This is a genomic window from Natrinema ejinorense, from assembly GCF_002494345.1.
In the GTDB taxonomy this organism is placed as follows: domain Archaea; phylum Halobacteriota; class Halobacteria; order Halobacteriales; family Natrialbaceae; genus Natrinema; species Natrinema longum.
Genome location: NZ_NXNI01000001.1, coordinates 3345396 through 3361521 on the forward strand (window position 1 = coordinate 3345396; position 16126 = coordinate 3361521).

Annotated in this window: 11 protein-coding genes; 2 read left to right on the forward strand and 9 right to left on the reverse strand. The window is 63.4% G+C overall.

Annotation, left to right across the window (positions count from 1 at the left end):
• Window positions 1-59: 59 nt before the first annotated feature.
• The 5 genes from CP557_RS16535 to CP557_RS16555 all read right to left on the reverse strand — a co-directional run bounded on the left by CP557_RS16535 (window position 60) and on the right by CP557_RS16555 (window position 8650).
• Window positions 60-1736, reverse strand: coding sequence for a S8 family serine peptidase (locus tag CP557_RS16535; RefSeq protein WP_097380916.1), 1677 nt, complete (start codon window positions 1734-1736; stop codon window positions 60-62).
• 274 nt (window positions 1737-2010) lie between these two features.
• A complete protein-coding gene (locus CP557_RS16540) occupies window positions 2011-3381 on the reverse strand; it encodes a PKD domain-containing protein (protein WP_097380917.1) in 1371 nt (456 codons plus the stop codon).
• A 9-nt stretch (window positions 3382-3390) separates the two neighbouring features.
• Window positions 3391-5127 carry a glycosyl hydrolase family 18 protein gene (locus CP557_RS16545; RefSeq protein WP_097380918.1) on the reverse strand — a complete coding sequence of 579 codons (1737 nt, stop codon included), beginning with the start codon at window positions 5125-5127 and terminating at the stop codon, window positions 3391-3393.
• Window positions 5128-5213: 86 nt separating this feature from the next.
• The gene (locus CP557_RS16550) at window positions 5214-7010 is read right to left on the reverse strand and encodes a glycosyl hydrolase family 18 protein (RefSeq protein WP_097380919.1); all 1797 of its coding nucleotides are present in this window, start codon (window positions 7008-7010) and stop codon (window positions 5214-5216) included.
• A gap of 473 nt (window positions 7011-7483) precedes the next feature.
• Window positions 7484-8650: an ABC transporter ATP-binding protein gene (locus tag CP557_RS16555; protein WP_097380920.1), complete on the reverse strand. Its 1167-nt coding sequence runs from the start codon at window positions 8648-8650 to the stop codon at window positions 7484-7486.
• Between the two features lie 123 nt (window positions 8651-8773).
• On the opposite strand from CP557_RS16555, the gene nagZ reads away from it, so the two are divergent.
• A complete protein-coding gene (nagZ, locus tag CP557_RS16560; protein WP_097380921.1) occupies window positions 8774-10354 on the forward strand; it encodes a beta-N-acetylhexosaminidase in 1581 nt (526 codons plus the stop codon).
• A gap of 91 nt (window positions 10355-10445) precedes the next feature.
• On the opposite strand, the gene CP557_RS16565 is transcribed toward nagZ, so the two are convergent.
• Genes CP557_RS16565 through CP557_RS16575 form a run of 3 tightly spaced genes read right to left on the reverse strand, consistent with a single transcriptional unit; the run spans window position 10446 to window position 13663 of the window.
• Window positions 10446-11321 carry a carbohydrate ABC transporter permease gene (locus tag CP557_RS16565; RefSeq protein ID WP_097380922.1) on the reverse strand — a complete coding sequence of 292 codons (876 nt, stop codon included), beginning with the start codon at window positions 11319-11321 and terminating at the stop codon, window positions 10446-10448.
• Complete coding sequence (locus tag CP557_RS16570) at window positions 11318-12304, reverse strand: carbohydrate ABC transporter permease (protein WP_097380923.1); 987 nt, start codon at window positions 12302-12304, stop codon at window positions 11318-11320. The genes CP557_RS16565 and CP557_RS16570 overlap by 4 nt, the downstream gene beginning before the upstream one ends.
• A 51-nt stretch (window positions 12305-12355) precedes the next feature.
• The gene (locus CP557_RS16575) at window positions 12356-13663 is read right to left on the reverse strand and encodes an extracellular solute-binding protein (protein ID WP_097380924.1); all 1308 of its coding nucleotides are present in this window, start codon (window positions 13661-13663) and stop codon (window positions 12356-12358) included.
• A gap of 150 nt (window positions 13664-13813) precedes the next feature.
• Between CP557_RS16575 and dgoD the strand changes: the two genes are divergently transcribed.
• Window positions 13814-14965 (forward strand): galactonate dehydratase, encoded by a 1152-nt coding sequence (dgoD, locus tag CP557_RS16580; protein ID WP_097380925.1) that lies wholly within the window; start codon window positions 13814-13816, stop codon window positions 14963-14965.
• Window positions 14966-15409: 444 nt separating this feature from the next.
• Here dgoD and CP557_RS16585 read toward each other — a convergent pair whose 3' ends face one another.
• Window positions 15410-16111: a PIG-L deacetylase family protein gene (locus CP557_RS16585; RefSeq protein ID WP_097380926.1), complete on the reverse strand. Its 702-nt coding sequence runs from the start codon at window positions 16109-16111 to the stop codon at window positions 15410-15412.
• Window positions 16112-16126 lie beyond the last annotated feature (15 nt).

Sequence of the window (16126 nt, forward strand, 5' to 3'; positions counted from 1 at the left end):
TTAGTATAAATATTAGAAAACATATCGATACTCTAGTCCGTGCACCGACCGCGAGCGGATCAGCAGTCCGTGACGTGTGACCACCGCCAACTCTCGTGACTCGGCGGAACCGTCATCACACTTATCGTAGCCTCCCAGACGGCACCGTCGTAGGCGACACGGTCCCCGGTTTCGTAGACCGTCGCGTTGTCGTACGCCGGATAGTCGCCGCAGTCGCCCGGTTGCCCACCGGTGCCGTCGGCGGTGACGGTAACCGAGTCGCTGTCGCTCCCGCCGCCGCCAGTCACCGTCACCGTCGCGGTGTACTCGCCTTCGTCGTCGTAGCTGTGAGTCACCGTCTGGCCGGTCGCCGAGGCACCGTCACCGAACTCCCACTCGTAGGCGTCGATCGGTCCGGACGAGTCTCCCCCGTCGAACGTGACGGTCTCTCCCAGTTCGACGATCGTCGGCGACGCGTCCGCAACGGCCGTTACTTCCGTCGGTGGGTCGCCGCCCTCGCCGACGAGGTTGGCGGCGTCGACCCGGCCAGCACCCTGTTCGCTGGCGGGAAGTCCGATGTCGACGGCCGATTCCTCGAGTGCGGAACGCAGGTCGCTTGGCCCCCATTCGGGATTGGCTGCCAGCCCGAGTGCGGCGACGCCCGCCGTTGCGGGCGATGCCATCGACGTTCCCGACAGGCTCTCGTAGCCGCCGTTTGGGACGGTCGAAAGGACGTCGACGCCCGGCGCAGCGACGTCGATCTCCGGGCCGGTGTTGCTGAAGCGCGCGAGGTTCTCCGAAGGGTCGAGTGCCGACACCGCGACGCAGTTCGGGTACGCCGCCGGATAGGAGACACAATCGGTACACGGGCCGTCGTTCCCCGCTGCGGCGATCGGCAGCGTCCCGTTGTCGTACGCGTAATTGATCGCGCTTTCGACCACACCGCTTTGCCGTGGCGCGCCGAGGCTCAGGTTGATGACGTCTGCACCGTTGTCCACAGCCCACTGGATACCGTCGGCGATGTCGCTCCAGGAACCGCCGCCACCCCCACCGAGGACCCGCACCGCATAGAGGTGCGAGTTCGAGATCCCGGCGACTCCGTCGCCGTTGTCCGTGGTCGCAGACGCGATGCCGGAGACGTGGGTCCCGTGTTTCGCCCCTCGTGCGGCCGGATCGTCGGTGTCGCCTGCGGGGTCGGTTCCCGGATTCGAACCGAACTGGTCCCGAAGATCGGGATGGTCGTAATCGGTGCCCGTGTCGATGACGGCGACCGTCACGTTCTCCGATCCGACCGTCGTTTCCCATGCCTCCGGTGCGTTCACTTGCTGTGGGGCGTACTGCTGGGAGAACTGGGGGTCGTCCGGTTGTCGCTGTTCCGTCTCCACCTCGTCGAACGCATAGTAGGTCCCGTTCTCCTCGACGAACTCCACGCCGTCGGTTCGCTCGAGGCTCCGGGCGACGTTCGAATCCGCCTGTGCGCTCGCCTCGTCGGGAACCTCGACCGCGAAGTAGCCGAGCGTCTCGTTTCGGTGGACGACGCTTGCGTCCGAGGGGAGTTGGTTCTCTACGGTGCGCTGTACGGATACCGTGCTCGTCGTCGGGGCCGTACTGACCAGCAATTCGTTCGGTTTCGGACCCGGATCGCGTCCGGGCTGTGCGGCCGTCAGACCGCCGAGCGCTGTGATACTGCCGATCGCTCCGAGACTCCGAAGGACGTCCCGTCTCCCGGGACGGTCTCGGTCGTTGTTATTTCTCATTCTACAATACTATACATCTATCTACTATATTTATAATTTACTAATGTCCAAGGTATTAATATTAGTTTATACAAGGGGGCAAATCTCGGACGTCGGCCCGGGTCAACGAACGGCAACCGCTCGAGGACGGCGCTCCGTTCTATCGGCTGCTCGACCGGCGACACTGACGGCCACGATGGCCTCTCCGGTCGCGACTCGAGCAGGGCGACGGGAGCCACTGCCTGTCACTGCACACCCGACCGCCGGCTGCTGTGCGATCAGTGTGTGAATCGGTTCAGGCGGGATGATCGGTCGATCCACCCTCGAAGTCGCTGTAGATCTCCGAGAACGTTCCGTCGGGGTCGTTGTGCAGCGCCCAGTAGGACACCAGTCCCATTCCGCGGTCCGCCGCGAAATCGACGATATCTCGGGCGACATCGGGCGTGATCGACTCCTCGCTGACGTCCGGAGTGTTCCCGAGCATCGCCCAGCACTCCGCCGTCGACTTGTCGGGATACGTCTCGTCGAGGAACGCGACGGTGCCCTCACACGCTGACACGATCTTGTCGTACGTCGTCGGGCTCATCACCATCGTCATGATGTTGACGTACGCGAGGTCGACGCCTTTCTCGGCCGCGTCGCGGACCCACGTTCTGGCCTGCGCGTGGCTCGAGTTCGCGATCCCGTTCTCGTCCGCCGGAACGGTGTAGCCTACCGTGACCTGGGGGCGCTCGTCCTGTAACAGCGCGAGGGCCTCGTTGCGCAGTTCGTAGATGGGTTGATCGCGCCGATGGGCGTTCTCGTCGTCGATGTCGATGTGCGTGACGCCGAACGTGTCGAGGATCTCCGCGTAGGCGTCTTTCAGCTCCGTGGCGGAGTCCGCATCGCGGGCGACGGTTCGGCCTTCCCAGCCGCCGATCGAGAGCCACACCTCGATTCCCTCGTCCTGCAGCGTCTGAATCTCGGATTCGTACGTCGAGAGGGGCTGTTGATCGCACGAGCCCTGATTACAGCCGGTCAGCCACCCGGAATTGATGTCGCCGTCGGCGGTCGCATCGCCGAGGAACGAGACGACGACGCGATCGGTGTCGGCCGAGAGTGTCCCGTCGACGAGATCGCCCCAGGTGCCCTGGTAGGGCGCGAACGCGCCGTCGACGGTGATCCCGTCCCGGCCGCCGACGTGGATCGTCGTCGCGGTCGAATCCGAGTCGCCGTCGTCGGTCTCGACGGTCAGCGTCACCTCGTACTCGCCGTCGTCGTCGTAGGCGTGTGTCACGACGCCGCCCTCGGCGGTCGTTCCGTCGCCGAGGGCCCAGGCGTAGGCGACGATCTCGCCGTCCGAGTCGGTGCCGTCGAACCGAACGTCCGTCCCCGGATCGGGGGTGGCGTCGCTGACGGCGATCGATGCGGTCGGGCCGGGATCGGACGCTTCGATCTCGTCCCAGGGCCCCCATTCGCCGCCCTCGCCCGGTTCGTTGCCGCGGGTCCACCACTGGGCTTCCCAGACGGCCCCGTCGTGGACGACGCGGTCGCCGCTCGTGTACACCGCGTCGGGCTCCCACTCGGGGTACTCCTGTGCGGCCGCAGCGGTGCCGACCCCGACGCCCGCGACGATGGCGGACAGTGTCGATGCAGTACGCAGTACGTTTCGTCGTGATCGTTTCATTGTCGTCGGTTAGATCGTCTCGAGGATCGTCTCCAGGAGCGTCCCGTTCCAGTCCTGGGAGAGTTCCCAGAACATCACGCCACCCATGCCGCGCTCCTTGGCGAACTCGACTTTCGCCTCGATGGCCTGCTCGTCGTCGTAACTGATGAAGACCCCCTCGTCGTCGTTGACGAGGTATGGGACTTCCCCCATGTCGTGACGGTCGACCTCCCACCCGGGTTCGTCCCGCAGGTTCTCCTCGATGTCGCCGAAGTCGAACGAGCCGGTCGGGTCCGCACCGTCCTCGAGGAGGTGGTGCCAGGTTCCCTCGGGGAGTCCCGAGTACCGCGAGCCGAGTTCGGGCGACTGCCACTCGCCGACGGTAAAGCCGCGGCCGTAGAACGGCATCCCGAGCACGAGTTCGCCGTACTCGGCGGGGTCAGCGGGCGGATACTGCCACTGATTGGGCCAGTAGCCCTCCTCGCCGTGATCGCCGGCCCACAACTCGTCGACGGAGTACTCCGCCCAGTACTGTTCGCCGTCGGGGTAGACGTCGCGGTCGTTCGTCGGATGCGTGTCGGGACCGTACAGCGGCGCGTTCAGTCCGATCGTGGTCATCCACTCGCCGGTGAAGTCGTAGGCCATGACGTACACCGAGTCACAGATCTCGCCGATCCGATCGTGGCGAAGCCCGCCGGCGTTCCAGTCGGAACCGCCGTTGGCGACCGACAGGTAGTAGTGCTGGCCGTCCTCCTCGCCCGCCTGATCGAGGTGGTCGCGCAGTTCCTCGAGTAACAGGACGTGGTTCTCGTAGTCGTCGTCGTTGCCACACTGGCACTGCCCCTGCTGTGGGCCGGGATGCTCCCAGTCGATGTCGATCCCGTCGAAGTTGTACTGCCGCATCAACTCGACGCAGTTCTCGGCGACGGTCGTCCGCAGGTCCGGATCGGCCGCAACGATGTGGAAATTATCCGAGAGCGTCCAGCCCCCGATCGAGAGGTGGAACCGACAGTCGGCCTCGTCCGCCAGGTCGGCGAACTGCTCGAGGTTTTCCTCGTGTGTCTGGCGCGGGATGTCGAACTCCGTCTCGTCGTTTTCCGGCGGGAAGACGTTCCCGTTCTCGTCGACCGCGATGAACGCGTACAGCACGTCGGTCACCTTGTCGAAGGGAACGTCGCTCGGGTAGTAGTCCTGCTCGGCGTTTGCCTTCCAGCCGGGGTAGTAGCCGACGACTTTGAACTCGTCGTCCGGCCCCTCGATTTCGTCTCGGACGGTGACGTCCAGACGGGTGGTGTCGGTTTCGCCGTCGGCGTCGGTGACGGTCAGTTCGACGGTGTAGTCGCCCGTCTCGTCGTACGTGTGCGTGACGACCTCGCCGGTGGCTTCGGTCCCGTCGCCGAACGCCCACGCGTAGGAGTCGATCGCACCCGTCGACTCGCTCCCGTCGAACTCGACGGCCTCGCCGATCTCGATTTGGGACGCGCTCGCAGCGATGCGTGCGGACAGGGCCGGCGGGTCGGGTTCGGACGATTCGATCTCGTCCCACGGCCCCCATTCGCCGCCTTCGCCCGGCTCGTCGCCGCGGGTCCACCACTGGGCTTCCCAGACGGAGTCGTCGTGGACGACGCGGTCACCGTCCGTGTAGGCGGTGTCCGGATCCCATTCCGGATACTCCTGGGCCGTCGCCACCGAACTCGCTCCGAGGCCGGCCAGCAGGGCGGATATTTTCGATGCTGTGCTCAGTACGTTCCGTCGTGATCGTTTCATCGGTTGTGGTTGCTGGTGTCGTTCGATCGTCGATGCTGCTCGAGCGGCTTCCGATCGTCGCCGGGTGTTGGCCCCACGACCGCAGGTTAGCCGTTGAGCGTCGTCCAGAGCGTCGTGATGAGATCGCCCTCGTAGGTGTCACCGCTGATGGCCCACAGCATCGTCCCGCCGTAGGGTGAGTCCCTGAGCCAGTCCATCTTTGCTTCCATCGACTCCGTCGTCTCGTGGGAGATCATCGTCCGTTCCTCGGGGTTCCAGCTCCATGCGGTGACCGCGTCCTCGTCGAAATACGTCTCCCAGGCTCCGCTATCGAGATCGACCGGGTTGCTCCCGCTCCGGCCGTCGGAGCCGAGGTCGAACCACTCCCAGACGCCCGCGTAGCTGGTCCCCATCGACGGGTCCCAGCTCGGGTACGATCCCTCGCCGCTGGCGTCTCGACCGTCGCCCTCGTACGTTTGGAAGAGACCGTCGTCCGTCCCGGTTCCGAAGTCACCCTCGGGCGGCTGGACATCGGTCCAGCTTCGCCCGTAGAACGGCACCGCCATGTTGAGCTGGTCGGAGTCCCAGCCCTGCTCGGCCCAGTACTCGAGGGCGAACTGAGCGTTCCAGATGTCGGAGTCCGCGTACGGGTCGTCGGGGTTCTCCTTCAGCGGCGCGTGATGGCCGGTCGTCTCGCTCCAGATGCCCCGATAATCGAAGGTCATCACCTGAGCGAAATCGAGGATGTCCGAGAGTTCGTCGTGCTCGAGTCCATCGTTGCCCGCGGTCTTCCCCTCGACGATTTCGGGGTTGGGGCTGACGGCGGCGGAGAGTTCGTAGGGCTCGTCGCGGTCGGGATCGGTTTCCGCGGCCGCGTCGAGTTGCTCGCGGACTTCCCGACACAGGAGCGTAAAGCGTTCCTGGTCGCCCTCGCGGACGGCGTTGTCGACGTCACAGACGGGATCGTCCGCGGTACAGCCGCCGCCGCCGGGGAACTCCCAATCGATGTCGATTCCGTCGAGGTTCGCTTTCTCGACGAGATCGACGCAATCGCTGGCGAAGCGCTCTCGGTTCTCCTGGGTGAGCGCAGCGTCGGAGAAGTTCTCCGAGTCACCCCAGCCACCGATCGAGAGGACGAACTTGGTGTCCTCCCGTTCGGCGGCGTATTCCGCGAACGTCTTGCCGCGGTCCGGCCCTTGCCAGTCCTTCTCGGCATAGAACATCTGTTGCCCGTAGCTACCGCCCACGAGGTTGATGGAGCCGTCCGCCTCGGGCCGGGCGAACGCGTACTGGACGTGTGTGACCTTGTCGAAGGGGATGTCGCCCGGGACGTAGTCCCGGTCGTACTGGGCCCACTGCCGGTAGTACGCGATAACCCGGTTCTCGTGTGAGGACGGCCGGCCGGCGGTAATCGTGATCGAGTGTGTGTCGGTCTCGCCGTCGGCGGTCTCGACTGTCAGTGTCACGTCGTACTGTCCTGTTTCGAACGCACGGGTGACGGTTTCGCCTGACGCGGTCGTACCGTCGCCAAAGGCCCACTCGTAGGACTCGATCTCTCCCTCCGAATCACCGGCGTCGAACGTGACGTCGGCGCCGGGATCGGGGAACTGCGTGCTGACCGAGAACCGTGCGGTCGGTCCGTCGTCGCCCCCGTCGTTACCGTCGTCGTGTTCCTTGACTTCGTCCCACGGTCCCCACTCGTCCGATCCGGGCTCGTCGCCGCGGGTCCACCACTGGGCTTCCCAGACGAAGCCGTCGTAGACGACCCGATCGCCGTCGGTGTAGACGGTCTCCGGATCCCACGTGGGATACTCTTTGGCTGTGGCTGTGCCCGTCCCAATCCCTGCTAGCAGTGCAGAGAGCGTCGTTGCGTTCCGTAGTACGCGTCGCCGTGATCGTTTCATAGATATCGTCTCCGTGTGATTGTCGTCTCGTATCTGGCCGTGTGTTCTTCCGCGACTCGGCCGGCTAGTATTGCTACAACGTAGTATATAATTCTATTGCTATCCATAGTACAGTTTTATATCTCAAAATTTCAAATTAGTATACTTTTAGCGAATTTAATGTTTATCCTCCCGAGACCGAAGAACTGGCGTCGTCCCCGAAGCGGGTCCATCCTCGATCGCACCGCTTTCGTTCGTGCAGCGATGGCCAGTGGTGGCTCTCGCTCGAGCCCAGTCCTGGCTAACTGGACTTTCCTGGGCGTCTCGGTTGGACTGCATCGGGATACGAGAGCGGTTACGCAGTAGTCACCGCCCGTTCCACGACGTTCTCACCCGCTTCGTATTCGTTCTCCCATGTTACTTGTGTACCTGTGTCCTTTCACGACGGAACGGACGGGAAACGCCCCGTGACCGCGCTTTGACGGTCGTTCGAATTACACCGTTTCGGCACGACCGGACGCCGTCTGGGAGGTCGCCGGCTCGACCGACTCGTCGCTGTGTTTGAGCGACTCGCCGGAGTCGGCGTCGAACAGATGCATCTTCGCCGTCGGAACGTGGATAAACACCGTTTCACCGGCATCGACGCCGATGCGACCGTCAGCAGTCACCGTCATCGACTCCCCGCCGACGTCCAGATAGACGTTCGTTACGTCGCCCATCGGTTCGGTAACCGTGACTTCCGTCTCGATCAACCGGTCGGGCTCCGCGTGTGTCTCGGGCGTCGTCGTCAGTGACACGTGCTCCGGTCTGATACCGAGGGTCAGGGCTTCGGTATCGATCTCCGCCGCGAGCGAGTCGGACAGTGGGAGCGTAAACGCCGGATGCACGAGCGCCCCCTCCTCGGAGTCGGCGTCGACCTCGAGGAAATTCATCGGAGGCGAGCCGATGAATCCCGCGACGAACCGATTCGCCGGTCGGTGATAGCACTCGAGGGGTGTTCCGACCTGCTGTAGCTGGCCGTCGTCGAGGATGACGATCCGGTCACCCATCGTCATCGCCTCCGTCTGATCGTGGGTGACGTACACCGTCGTCACCCCCAACTCGTGTTGGAGTTGTTGGAGCTCCGTCCGCATCTGTGCGCGCAGTTTCGCGTCGAGGTTCGAGAGCGGTTCGTCCATCAGGAAGACCGCCGGATCGCGGACGATCGCACGGCCGAGCGCGACCCGCTGTTGTTGCCCACCGGAGAGTTCGCCGGGTTTGTCGTCGAGGAGATCGTCGATACCCATCATTTCAGCGGCCATCTCGACCTGGTCGTCGATTTCGGTGGCCGACAGCTCCGTCGACATCTTCAGCCCGAACGCGATGTTCTCCCTGGCGGTCATGTGGGGATAGAGCGCGTAGTTCTGGAACACCATCGCGATATCCCGGTCTTTGGGCTTGTCCTCCGTTATTTCGGTCTCTCCGAATCGGATCGAGCCGCTCGTAACGGTCTCGAGGCCGGCGATACAGCGAAGCGTCGTCGATTTGCCACAGCCGGACGGTCCCACGAAAACGATGAACTCCCCGTCTTCGATCTCGAGGTCGAGCGAGTCGACGGCGCGGAGCGGTCCGTTCGGCGTACGATACTCTTTGGTCAGGCTCTCTATGTCAATCCGGCCCATTCGTTACGAATGCTATTGCCAAGGTATATATAGCTGTCTGAAACTGACACGTTGTGTTCCCCGCGAACGGCAGCGATGGTCGGCACAATAGAATTACATGCGAGCGAAGACAACTACCGCGCTATGGTGCCAACAGACGCGAGTGAGATGGATCTCGCGACGAAAGTCGGCCAGCTGTTCGTCGTCGGCTTCGATGGGACGGCGCTCACTGCCGACCTCCGAACGCTGATCACCGAGCGACAGTGTGGCAACGTCGTCTACTTCAGCCGGAACGTCGAGACCCCGACACAGGTCGCAACGCTTACCGACCGACTACGGCGGCTCGTCCTCGAGGAGGGGCCGGGCGTCCCGCCGTTCGTGATGGCCGATCAGGAAGGCGGAGTCGTCTCCCGTCTCGGCTGGGGGACGGAGCTGCCCAGTCAGATGTGCATCGGTGCGAGCGGCGATCCCACGCTCGCACGCACCGCCGGTGAAGCCGTCGCCGGCGAACTGGCCGCACTCGGGATCAATTTCAACTTGGCACCCGTCCTCGACGTCAACAACAACCCGCGGAACCCGGTGATCGGCGTCCGCTCGTTCGGCGAGGACCCCGAGCGAGTGGGCGAACTCGGGGTCGAACTGGCACTGGGGATGCAGTCGCGAGGCGTCATCGCCTGTGGCAAACACTTTCCGGGACACGGCGATACGAGTGCCGACTCCCATCACGAACTGCCCGTCGTCGATCACGACCGCGAGCGACTCGCGGCCGTCGAGTTCGCGCCGTTTCGGCGAGCGATCGACGCCGGTCTCGACGCGATCATGACGACGCACGTCTCGTTCCCGGCGATCACGGAAACGCCGTCGACCCCGGCGACCGTGTCGGCCGCGGTCCAACGCCGAGTGCTCCGCGACGAACTCGGCTTCGACGGCCTCCTCGTGACCGACGGGATGGAGATGCGCGCCATCGCGGAGACGGTCGGAACGCCGGAGGGCTGCGTGCGAGCGCTCGAGGCGGGCTGTGACCTGCTGCTCGTCTGTCACACACCCGAAACACAGGCGGACGCGATCGACGCGGTGATCGATGCAGTCGAATCGGGCCGACTCGACGAGGCGACGATCGACACAGCCGTCGACCGAATCCTCCGCTACAAACGCCGCCGCGTGAGCGACTCGCGGTCCCCGTCAGCCCCGTGCTGGGCGGACGCGGCCGACCGTTCCGCCGAGACCGCGCGTGCGATCGCCGCTCGCGGGATCACGCTCGCTCGCGACCGGGACGACACGCTCCCGTTCACGACCGATCGGCCGCTCCGAGTGGTCGGGTCGTCGGGCGGCCGAGGGTCTCCGGCGGAAGACGACGAGTTCGAGCCATCGCTGATCGCCGAGTCGCTCGCCACCGTCGGATTCGACGTCACGTGTCACGAGTTCGACGACCCGCTCGAGGGACCGTCGTTCGACGACGACGCACAGGTGATCGCCGCCGTCGACGACGCGACGGCCGACGAATCACAGGCAACAGCGGTCAGCGCGCTCGACGACCGCACGTCGCGGTTCGCGGCGGTACTCGTTCGGAACCCCTACGATCTGTCGACGGTTCCCGACATCTCGACTGCAGTGGTGACGTACGATTACACGCCGGCGACACGCGCCGTTCTCGGGGAGGTGCTCGTCGGCGAGACGACGCCGACCGGTCAGTTGCCGGTCACCGTTCCCGGGTTTGCGGACTGAACGGGGTCGGCGCTGGAGGGCAGCACAGCCGCGTCATACTATCGGGATCGAACGAGGGGGGCCGTACTCGCCGATCCTCTCGGGAGGGTGGCTACTGTTTCACGCCGCCCTCGGTCAGTCCCTTGACGATCGGCTTCTGGAACACCACGAAGATGAGGAGGATCGGGAGCGTCGCGACCGTCGACGCGGCCATCATCTCGCCCCAGTGGTTCTGGTCTCGTTGCATGAACTGCTGGATGCCGATCGAAAGCGGGGTCACGTCGCCTCGGGCCATGACCGACGCGAACAGCACCTCGTTGAACGCGACCAGGAACACGAACATCCCCGTCGCGGCGATTCCCGGCGCTGCAAGCGGCAAGACCACTCGGAACAGGGCTTGGAACCGGGTACAGCCGTCGACGCGAGCGGCTTCCTCGAGCGATGGGGGGATCGTGTCGAAAAACCCACGGAGCATCCAGATCGCGAACGGAACGGCGAACGTGGTGTAGACGAAGATGATTCCCTGATAGGTGTGGATGAGCTGGATCCCGACGGTGTCGTGAATCGCTCGGAACAGCATGAACATCGGCAACAGGATCAGGATCCCGGGGATCAACTGGGTCCCGATGAGCGATGCACCGACGTACTGTCGGCCCGGGAATCGGTACCGGGAGAACGCGTACCCGCCGAGACAGGCGATGAAGAGCGCGATAGCCGTCGTCGTGCTCGCGATGACGAGACTGTTCAGGAAGTACCCCAACAGATCGACGCGAGACCACATGTCGATGTAGTTCTGGTAGTGGAACGACGTCTCGGTGAAGCTCGGATCGCCGCCGACGATCTCGAATCGAGTCCGGAAGCTGTTGAACACCATCCAGTAAATGGGGAACAGGGCCCAGATCGTGATCGTCAGCAGGACTCCCTTGGATGCGAGCCCGAACAGTCGGTCCTTGGTCTCCTCGGACGGCGTCCATTCGTCGGGAATCATTGGGTATCCGCCTCCAAATCGCTCCGGATGAAGCGGCGGTAGTAGATCGTCGCGATCACCATCGAGACGACGAACAGTCCGACGCTCATCGCGGCTCCGCGACCGAACGCGAAGGCTCTGAACGAGAAGTTATAGATGTACACCATCGTCACCTCGACCGACGAGGGCGGACTCCCGCCGAACATCACGTACGGCGTCGTGAAGTTGATCATCGTCCACAACAACATGAGGAGTATCACCACCCCGGAGACGGGTTTGAGTTGTGGCAGCGTGACGTATCGGAACTTGCCCCAGCGGCCGGCCCCGTCGATGGACGCGGCTTCGTAGAGCTGTTGGGGGATCGACTGGAGGCCGGCATAGAGCATGATCATCACCCAGGGGAACTGGATCCAGACGTGTGCGATAGTCATCGACCACAACGCCCGATCGCCGAGCAACCAGAACACCGGCTCGTCGATGATCCCGACGGACATGAGCGCGTGGTTGATGATGCCGGAGTCGGAGAGGAACATCATGCGCCAGACGTTCAACGTCACGATCGCCGGTGCGATCCACGGAAGCAACAACAGCGTTCGAACGACGAACGACCCTCTGAACCCCTGATTGAGGATCAACGCTGCCGTCAGCCCCAACACGTAGGTCCCGACGAGGACGCCGAGCGACCAGAGGGCGGTCCGCGATATCGAGTACCAGTATCGGCTCCCGATGGTCGTCGCCGGGTCCATCACGAAGGCGTAGTGTTCGAGACCGACGAACGGCGCACTCGTCCAGTCGCCGATGTAGTTCGCGTCCACTCCCATGAAACTGATCGTCACCCCCCACACGACGGGGACGAAGTGCACGACGAACATCATCGCCAGTGCGGGAAACAGGAGCTTGTACGCGTATCGGTACTTCTCGTCGAGTCGACTGTACAACGGGAGATACCGCCCGAGATCTCCGCTGGTCACTCGCTCGCGTAACCGCAAGGAAGCGCGTGCCATGATATGTAGCTTTCGAGATCTATGTTAGTTCTTTCGGAGAACTATCCGTAATCAACCCTCTTGTGCCTGATCGACGAGTTGCTGTGCGACACCGGCGGCCTCGTCGAGGAGTTCCGCGGACCGTCCGTCTTCCCACTCGCCCGTGACGACTTCCTCGAGCCACTGGCCGATCGTTCCGGCGAGTTCGCCCTCGACTTCGCTCAGCCCCGGAATCATCGGATAGTGCCGCGCATGGGGGAGCACGTCGTCGTGGAGCGTCTGGCTGAGTTCGTCGTCGAATTCGGAGTGGTCGAACGCCGCCTCGACGGTCGGTAGCAGACCGATCCGATCGGCGAACGCCGCGTTCGTCTCCGGCTGGGCGAGCCACGAGATCCACTCGGCGGCTTCCTCCTGCTTGTCCGACCACGGCCGAATGCCGAGCCCCTCCATGCCGAAGAACGTCGACCGGTCGCCGGTCGGCCCGGCCGGAAGTTGGCCGATCGTGAAATCGCTCCGGTCTGCCATCCCTTGTTCGACGAACTGATCGACGGGACTCAGGTCTTGCATGATTGCCCCGACGTCCTCGTTGATCAGCGCCCCGTCGAACTCGTCGACACCCCACTCGGCGATCTGTGTCGGCATGACGTCGTCTTCGACGATGAGGTCCTTCCAGAAGTTTAGCGCCTCGACGCCTTCCGTCGAATCGAACAGGATCTCGTTCGTCTCCTCGTCGGCCACTTGCCCGCCGTTTTGCCAGAGGAACGTGATGAACGCGCGCGGTAACTCCCAACTCACGCCCATCATCGCGTAGAGGTGTCTGTCGGGGAACTCCGCTCGGAACGCCTGTCCCTGCTCGACGAGGTCGTCCCAGTCGTCGGGTTGGCCGTCGATCCCCGCTTGCTCGATGAGCGGATCGTACTCGAGATAGCCGCGTGGCCCCCAGAACCACGGGATGCCGTGGACGGCTCCCTGGTACTCCATGATGTCGGTTACTTGGTCGAAAAAGCCGTCCAGCTCGGGCAGCGGTGCATCCAGCTCCGACAGGTCGACCCAGCCGTCGGCGCTCGCCTGTTGGGGGAGGAACGTCGACGCGATGTGGTCGACGTCCGGCCCGGTGCCGGACTGAATATTGGTCACCTGTGAGTCCGGTACGTCCGCCCACGTCAGAAACTCGTGTTCGACTTCGATACCGGTCTCCTCCGCGAAGGCGTCTGACTGCTCCTCGAGCCAGTCGGCCTGTGACTCCTGCCCGATGTAGCGCGCTCGGATCGCATCTCCGGAACCGTTCGAACCGGTGAATCCGTTCAGGCATCCGGCGAAACCGATCGCCGTCGTTGTGCCAGCATACTGCAGTAGCTTGCGTCGGGTATGGTCTGTCATATCATTCGGCCCGGACGACTATTTCGGCAGATCATATATATAGTTTTTCATCAGTACGGTGCCGAGGACAACGGCCATCACGCAGTCCGGTCCCGAGACGGTCGGTGCGAGAGATCGAACGTTTATAGGAGACTGTCACGAACGGCCTGTATGAAAATCGTCGACTACGAACTGTTCCAAGTGCCGCCCCGATGGCTCTTCCTGAAACTCGAGACGTCGGATGGGCTGATCGGGTGGGGCGAACCGATCGTCGAAGGGCGAGCCGAGACCGTCCGGACTGCCGTCGACGAAGTCATGGACAGTTATCTCCTCGGGAAGGACCCACACCGGATCGAAGAGCACTGGCAAGCGATGTATCGGGGGTGTTTCTATCGTGGCGGCCCGGTGTTGATGAGCGCCATCGCGGGAATCGATCAGGCGCTGTGGGATCTCAAGGGCCGCGCGTTCGGTGCACCGGTGTACGAACTCCTCGGCGGAAAGACGCGGGACAAGATCCGCGTCTACCAGTGGATCGGCGGCGATCGTACCGACGAGGTCGGTACCGAAGCGGAGCAGTTGTGCGACGTCGGCTACACCGCGTTGAAGATGGACGCGGCCAACCAGATGCGACACCTCGAGCCGCCGGCCGTGGTGGACGAGGTCGTGTCCCGCGTCGAACACGTACGCGAGACCGTCGGTCCGAGTATCGATGTCGTCGTCGACTTTCGAGGACGGATCTCGAAGTCACTCGCAAAACGGATCGCACCGAAACTCGAGCCGTTCGATATCGCGTTTATCGAGGAGCCGGTTCTTCCCGAAAACCTCGAATATTTGCCCACGCTCGCGTCGCAGACCACCGTTCCGCTGGCGACGGGCGAGCGGCTCTACTCGCGCTGGGACTTCAAGCCGCTGTTCGAACGCGGTGGCGTCGATGTCGTACAACCCGACGTCTCCCATGCGGGCGGAATCTCCGAAATGGTACGAATCGCGAACATGGCAGAAGCACACGACGTGGCAGTAGCTCCGAACTGTCCGCTCGGCCCGATCGCGCTGGCGGCCTCGTTGCAAGTGAGTGCGACCGTTCCGAACCTGTTGTTCCAAGATCACGGGTTCGACATCTATCCCGCCCCGAAGAGCGCAGCCGACAACTATCTCGACGATGCCTCCGTCTTCGAGTTCATCGACGGCTATCTCGACCTCCTCGACGAACCCGGGCTTGGGATCGGGATCGACGAGGAGGCCGTTCGGGAGCGGTCCCAGCGGAACCTCAACTGGCACAATCAGGTGTGGCGCCAGGAGGACGGGAGTATCGCGGAGTGGTGAGCCGATCGCCCCCTTTTGTTTCGCTCTCGGAAACGACCCTCCGTCCGATCGGCGGTCTCCGACCCTGCTTTCGAATAGATCGAATCACTATTACAGTCTTATGACTGTAATCATGCGGGCCCACGACCGTACTCGAGTCGCTCCTGGCTCGTCGATCGGGTCCGCGTTTCGAATAGCTGCGACTGCCGTTACAATCCTATGTCTGTAATATGGTGGAATACTCACGGGGAGAGGCGGATTGGGTCCGGATACGTTTCGGAGGAAGAAACGAGACGGCAGCGTGCCACGTCCCGGCAGAGAGCACGGAGCGTGACGCGGGACGTGCGCCACTCGACCCGGACACGCTCGTCGGTAGCGAACACGGTCGCCGCTGGATCTCGAGGCACTGCTGTCGACCGTTCTGACGGCAAAACGAGTTCGAGTGTCGGTCGATCGGCTCGTCGCTCACTCGAGATAGGCTCGAGCGGTCTCGTGGAACGGGACGAATCCCTCCGCGCTGTCGACGCCGGTTTGCTTCCCGAGAACGGTGTTTTCCGCGGCGATTCCGTCTACGAGGTTGTCGAACTCCGCGTCGATGCCGCCGTGTGACTGGAGGAACTCGACCTGCGACTCGTGTTGTCTGATCGCGTCCGCCTTGACGTCCTCGTAGCCACTGATGTCGACGTAGACCGACGGATCGAACTCGGCGGTCGGCTTCCCGAAGTAGTAGACGTTCTCCGGATCGCAGGGATCGGACGGCGTCTCGACGAGGGGCAACGACGCCATGTAGTAGGCGTCGGTAACGAGTCGCGACGTGACCCGATGGTCGGGGTGCATATCGTCTCGATAGTGGGTGAGGACGACGTCCGGCGAAAACGTCCGGATCGTCTCGACGATCGAGAGCCGGTTCTCGAGGGAGTACTCGATGCGTCCGTCTTCGAATCCGAGAAACTCGACCGCGTCCGCGCCGAGTATCTCACCGGACTGCCGTGCCTCCGCCTCGCGGACGGACGCGATCTCGCTGGTCGTCGTCTCGATTCCACCATACTCGCCGCGGGTCAGATGGGCGATCGTGACCGTGTCGCCCCGATCGGCGTGTTTCGCGAGCGTCCCGCCACAGAAGATGTCGGCGTCGTCCGGATGCGCAACGATGGCTAATAGCTTCATGGACGGATCGACTGA

What these genes read in the sequence shown, in the direction of transcription:
- CP557_RS16540 (WP_097380917.1), bottom strand. Translation starts at nt 3,381, where the DNA reads ATGAAACGATCACGACGAAACGTACTGCGTACTGCATCGACACTGTCC.
- CP557_RS16535 (WP_097380916.1), bottom strand. Translation starts at nt 1,736, where the DNA reads ATGAGAAATAACAACGACCGAGACCGTCCCGGGAGACGGGACGTCCTT.
- CP557_RS16565 (WP_097380922.1), bottom strand. Translation starts at nt 11,321, where the DNA reads ATGATTCCCGACGAATGGACGCCGTCCGAGGAGACCAAGGACCGACTG.
- nagZ (WP_097380921.1), top strand. Translation starts at nt 8,774, where the DNA reads ATGGTGCCAACAGACGCGAGTGAGATGGATCTCGCGACGAAAGTCGGC.
- CP557_RS16555 (WP_097380920.1), bottom strand. Translation starts at nt 8,650, where the DNA reads ATGGGCCGGATTGACATAGAGAGCCTGACCAAAGAGTATCGTACGCCG.
- dgoD (WP_097380925.1), top strand. Translation starts at nt 13,814, where the DNA reads ATGAAAATCGTCGACTACGAACTGTTCCAAGTGCCGCCCCGATGGCTC.
- CP557_RS16585 (WP_097380926.1), bottom strand. Translation starts at nt 16,111, where the DNA reads ATGAAGCTATTAGCCATCGTTGCGCATCCGGACGACGCCGACATCTTC.
- CP557_RS16575 (WP_097380924.1), bottom strand. Translation starts at nt 13,663, where the DNA reads ATGACAGACCATACCCGACGCAAGCTACTGCAGTATGCTGGCACAACG.
- CP557_RS16545 (WP_097380918.1), bottom strand. Translation starts at nt 5,127, where the DNA reads ATGAAACGATCACGACGGAACGTACTGAGCACAGCATCGAAAATATCC.
- CP557_RS16550 (WP_097380919.1), bottom strand. Translation starts at nt 7,010, where the DNA reads ATGAAACGATCACGGCGACGCGTACTACGGAACGCAACGACGCTCTCT.
- CP557_RS16570 (WP_097380923.1), bottom strand. Translation starts at nt 12,304, where the DNA reads ATGGCACGCGCTTCCTTGCGGTTACGCGAGCGAGTGACCAGCGGAGAT.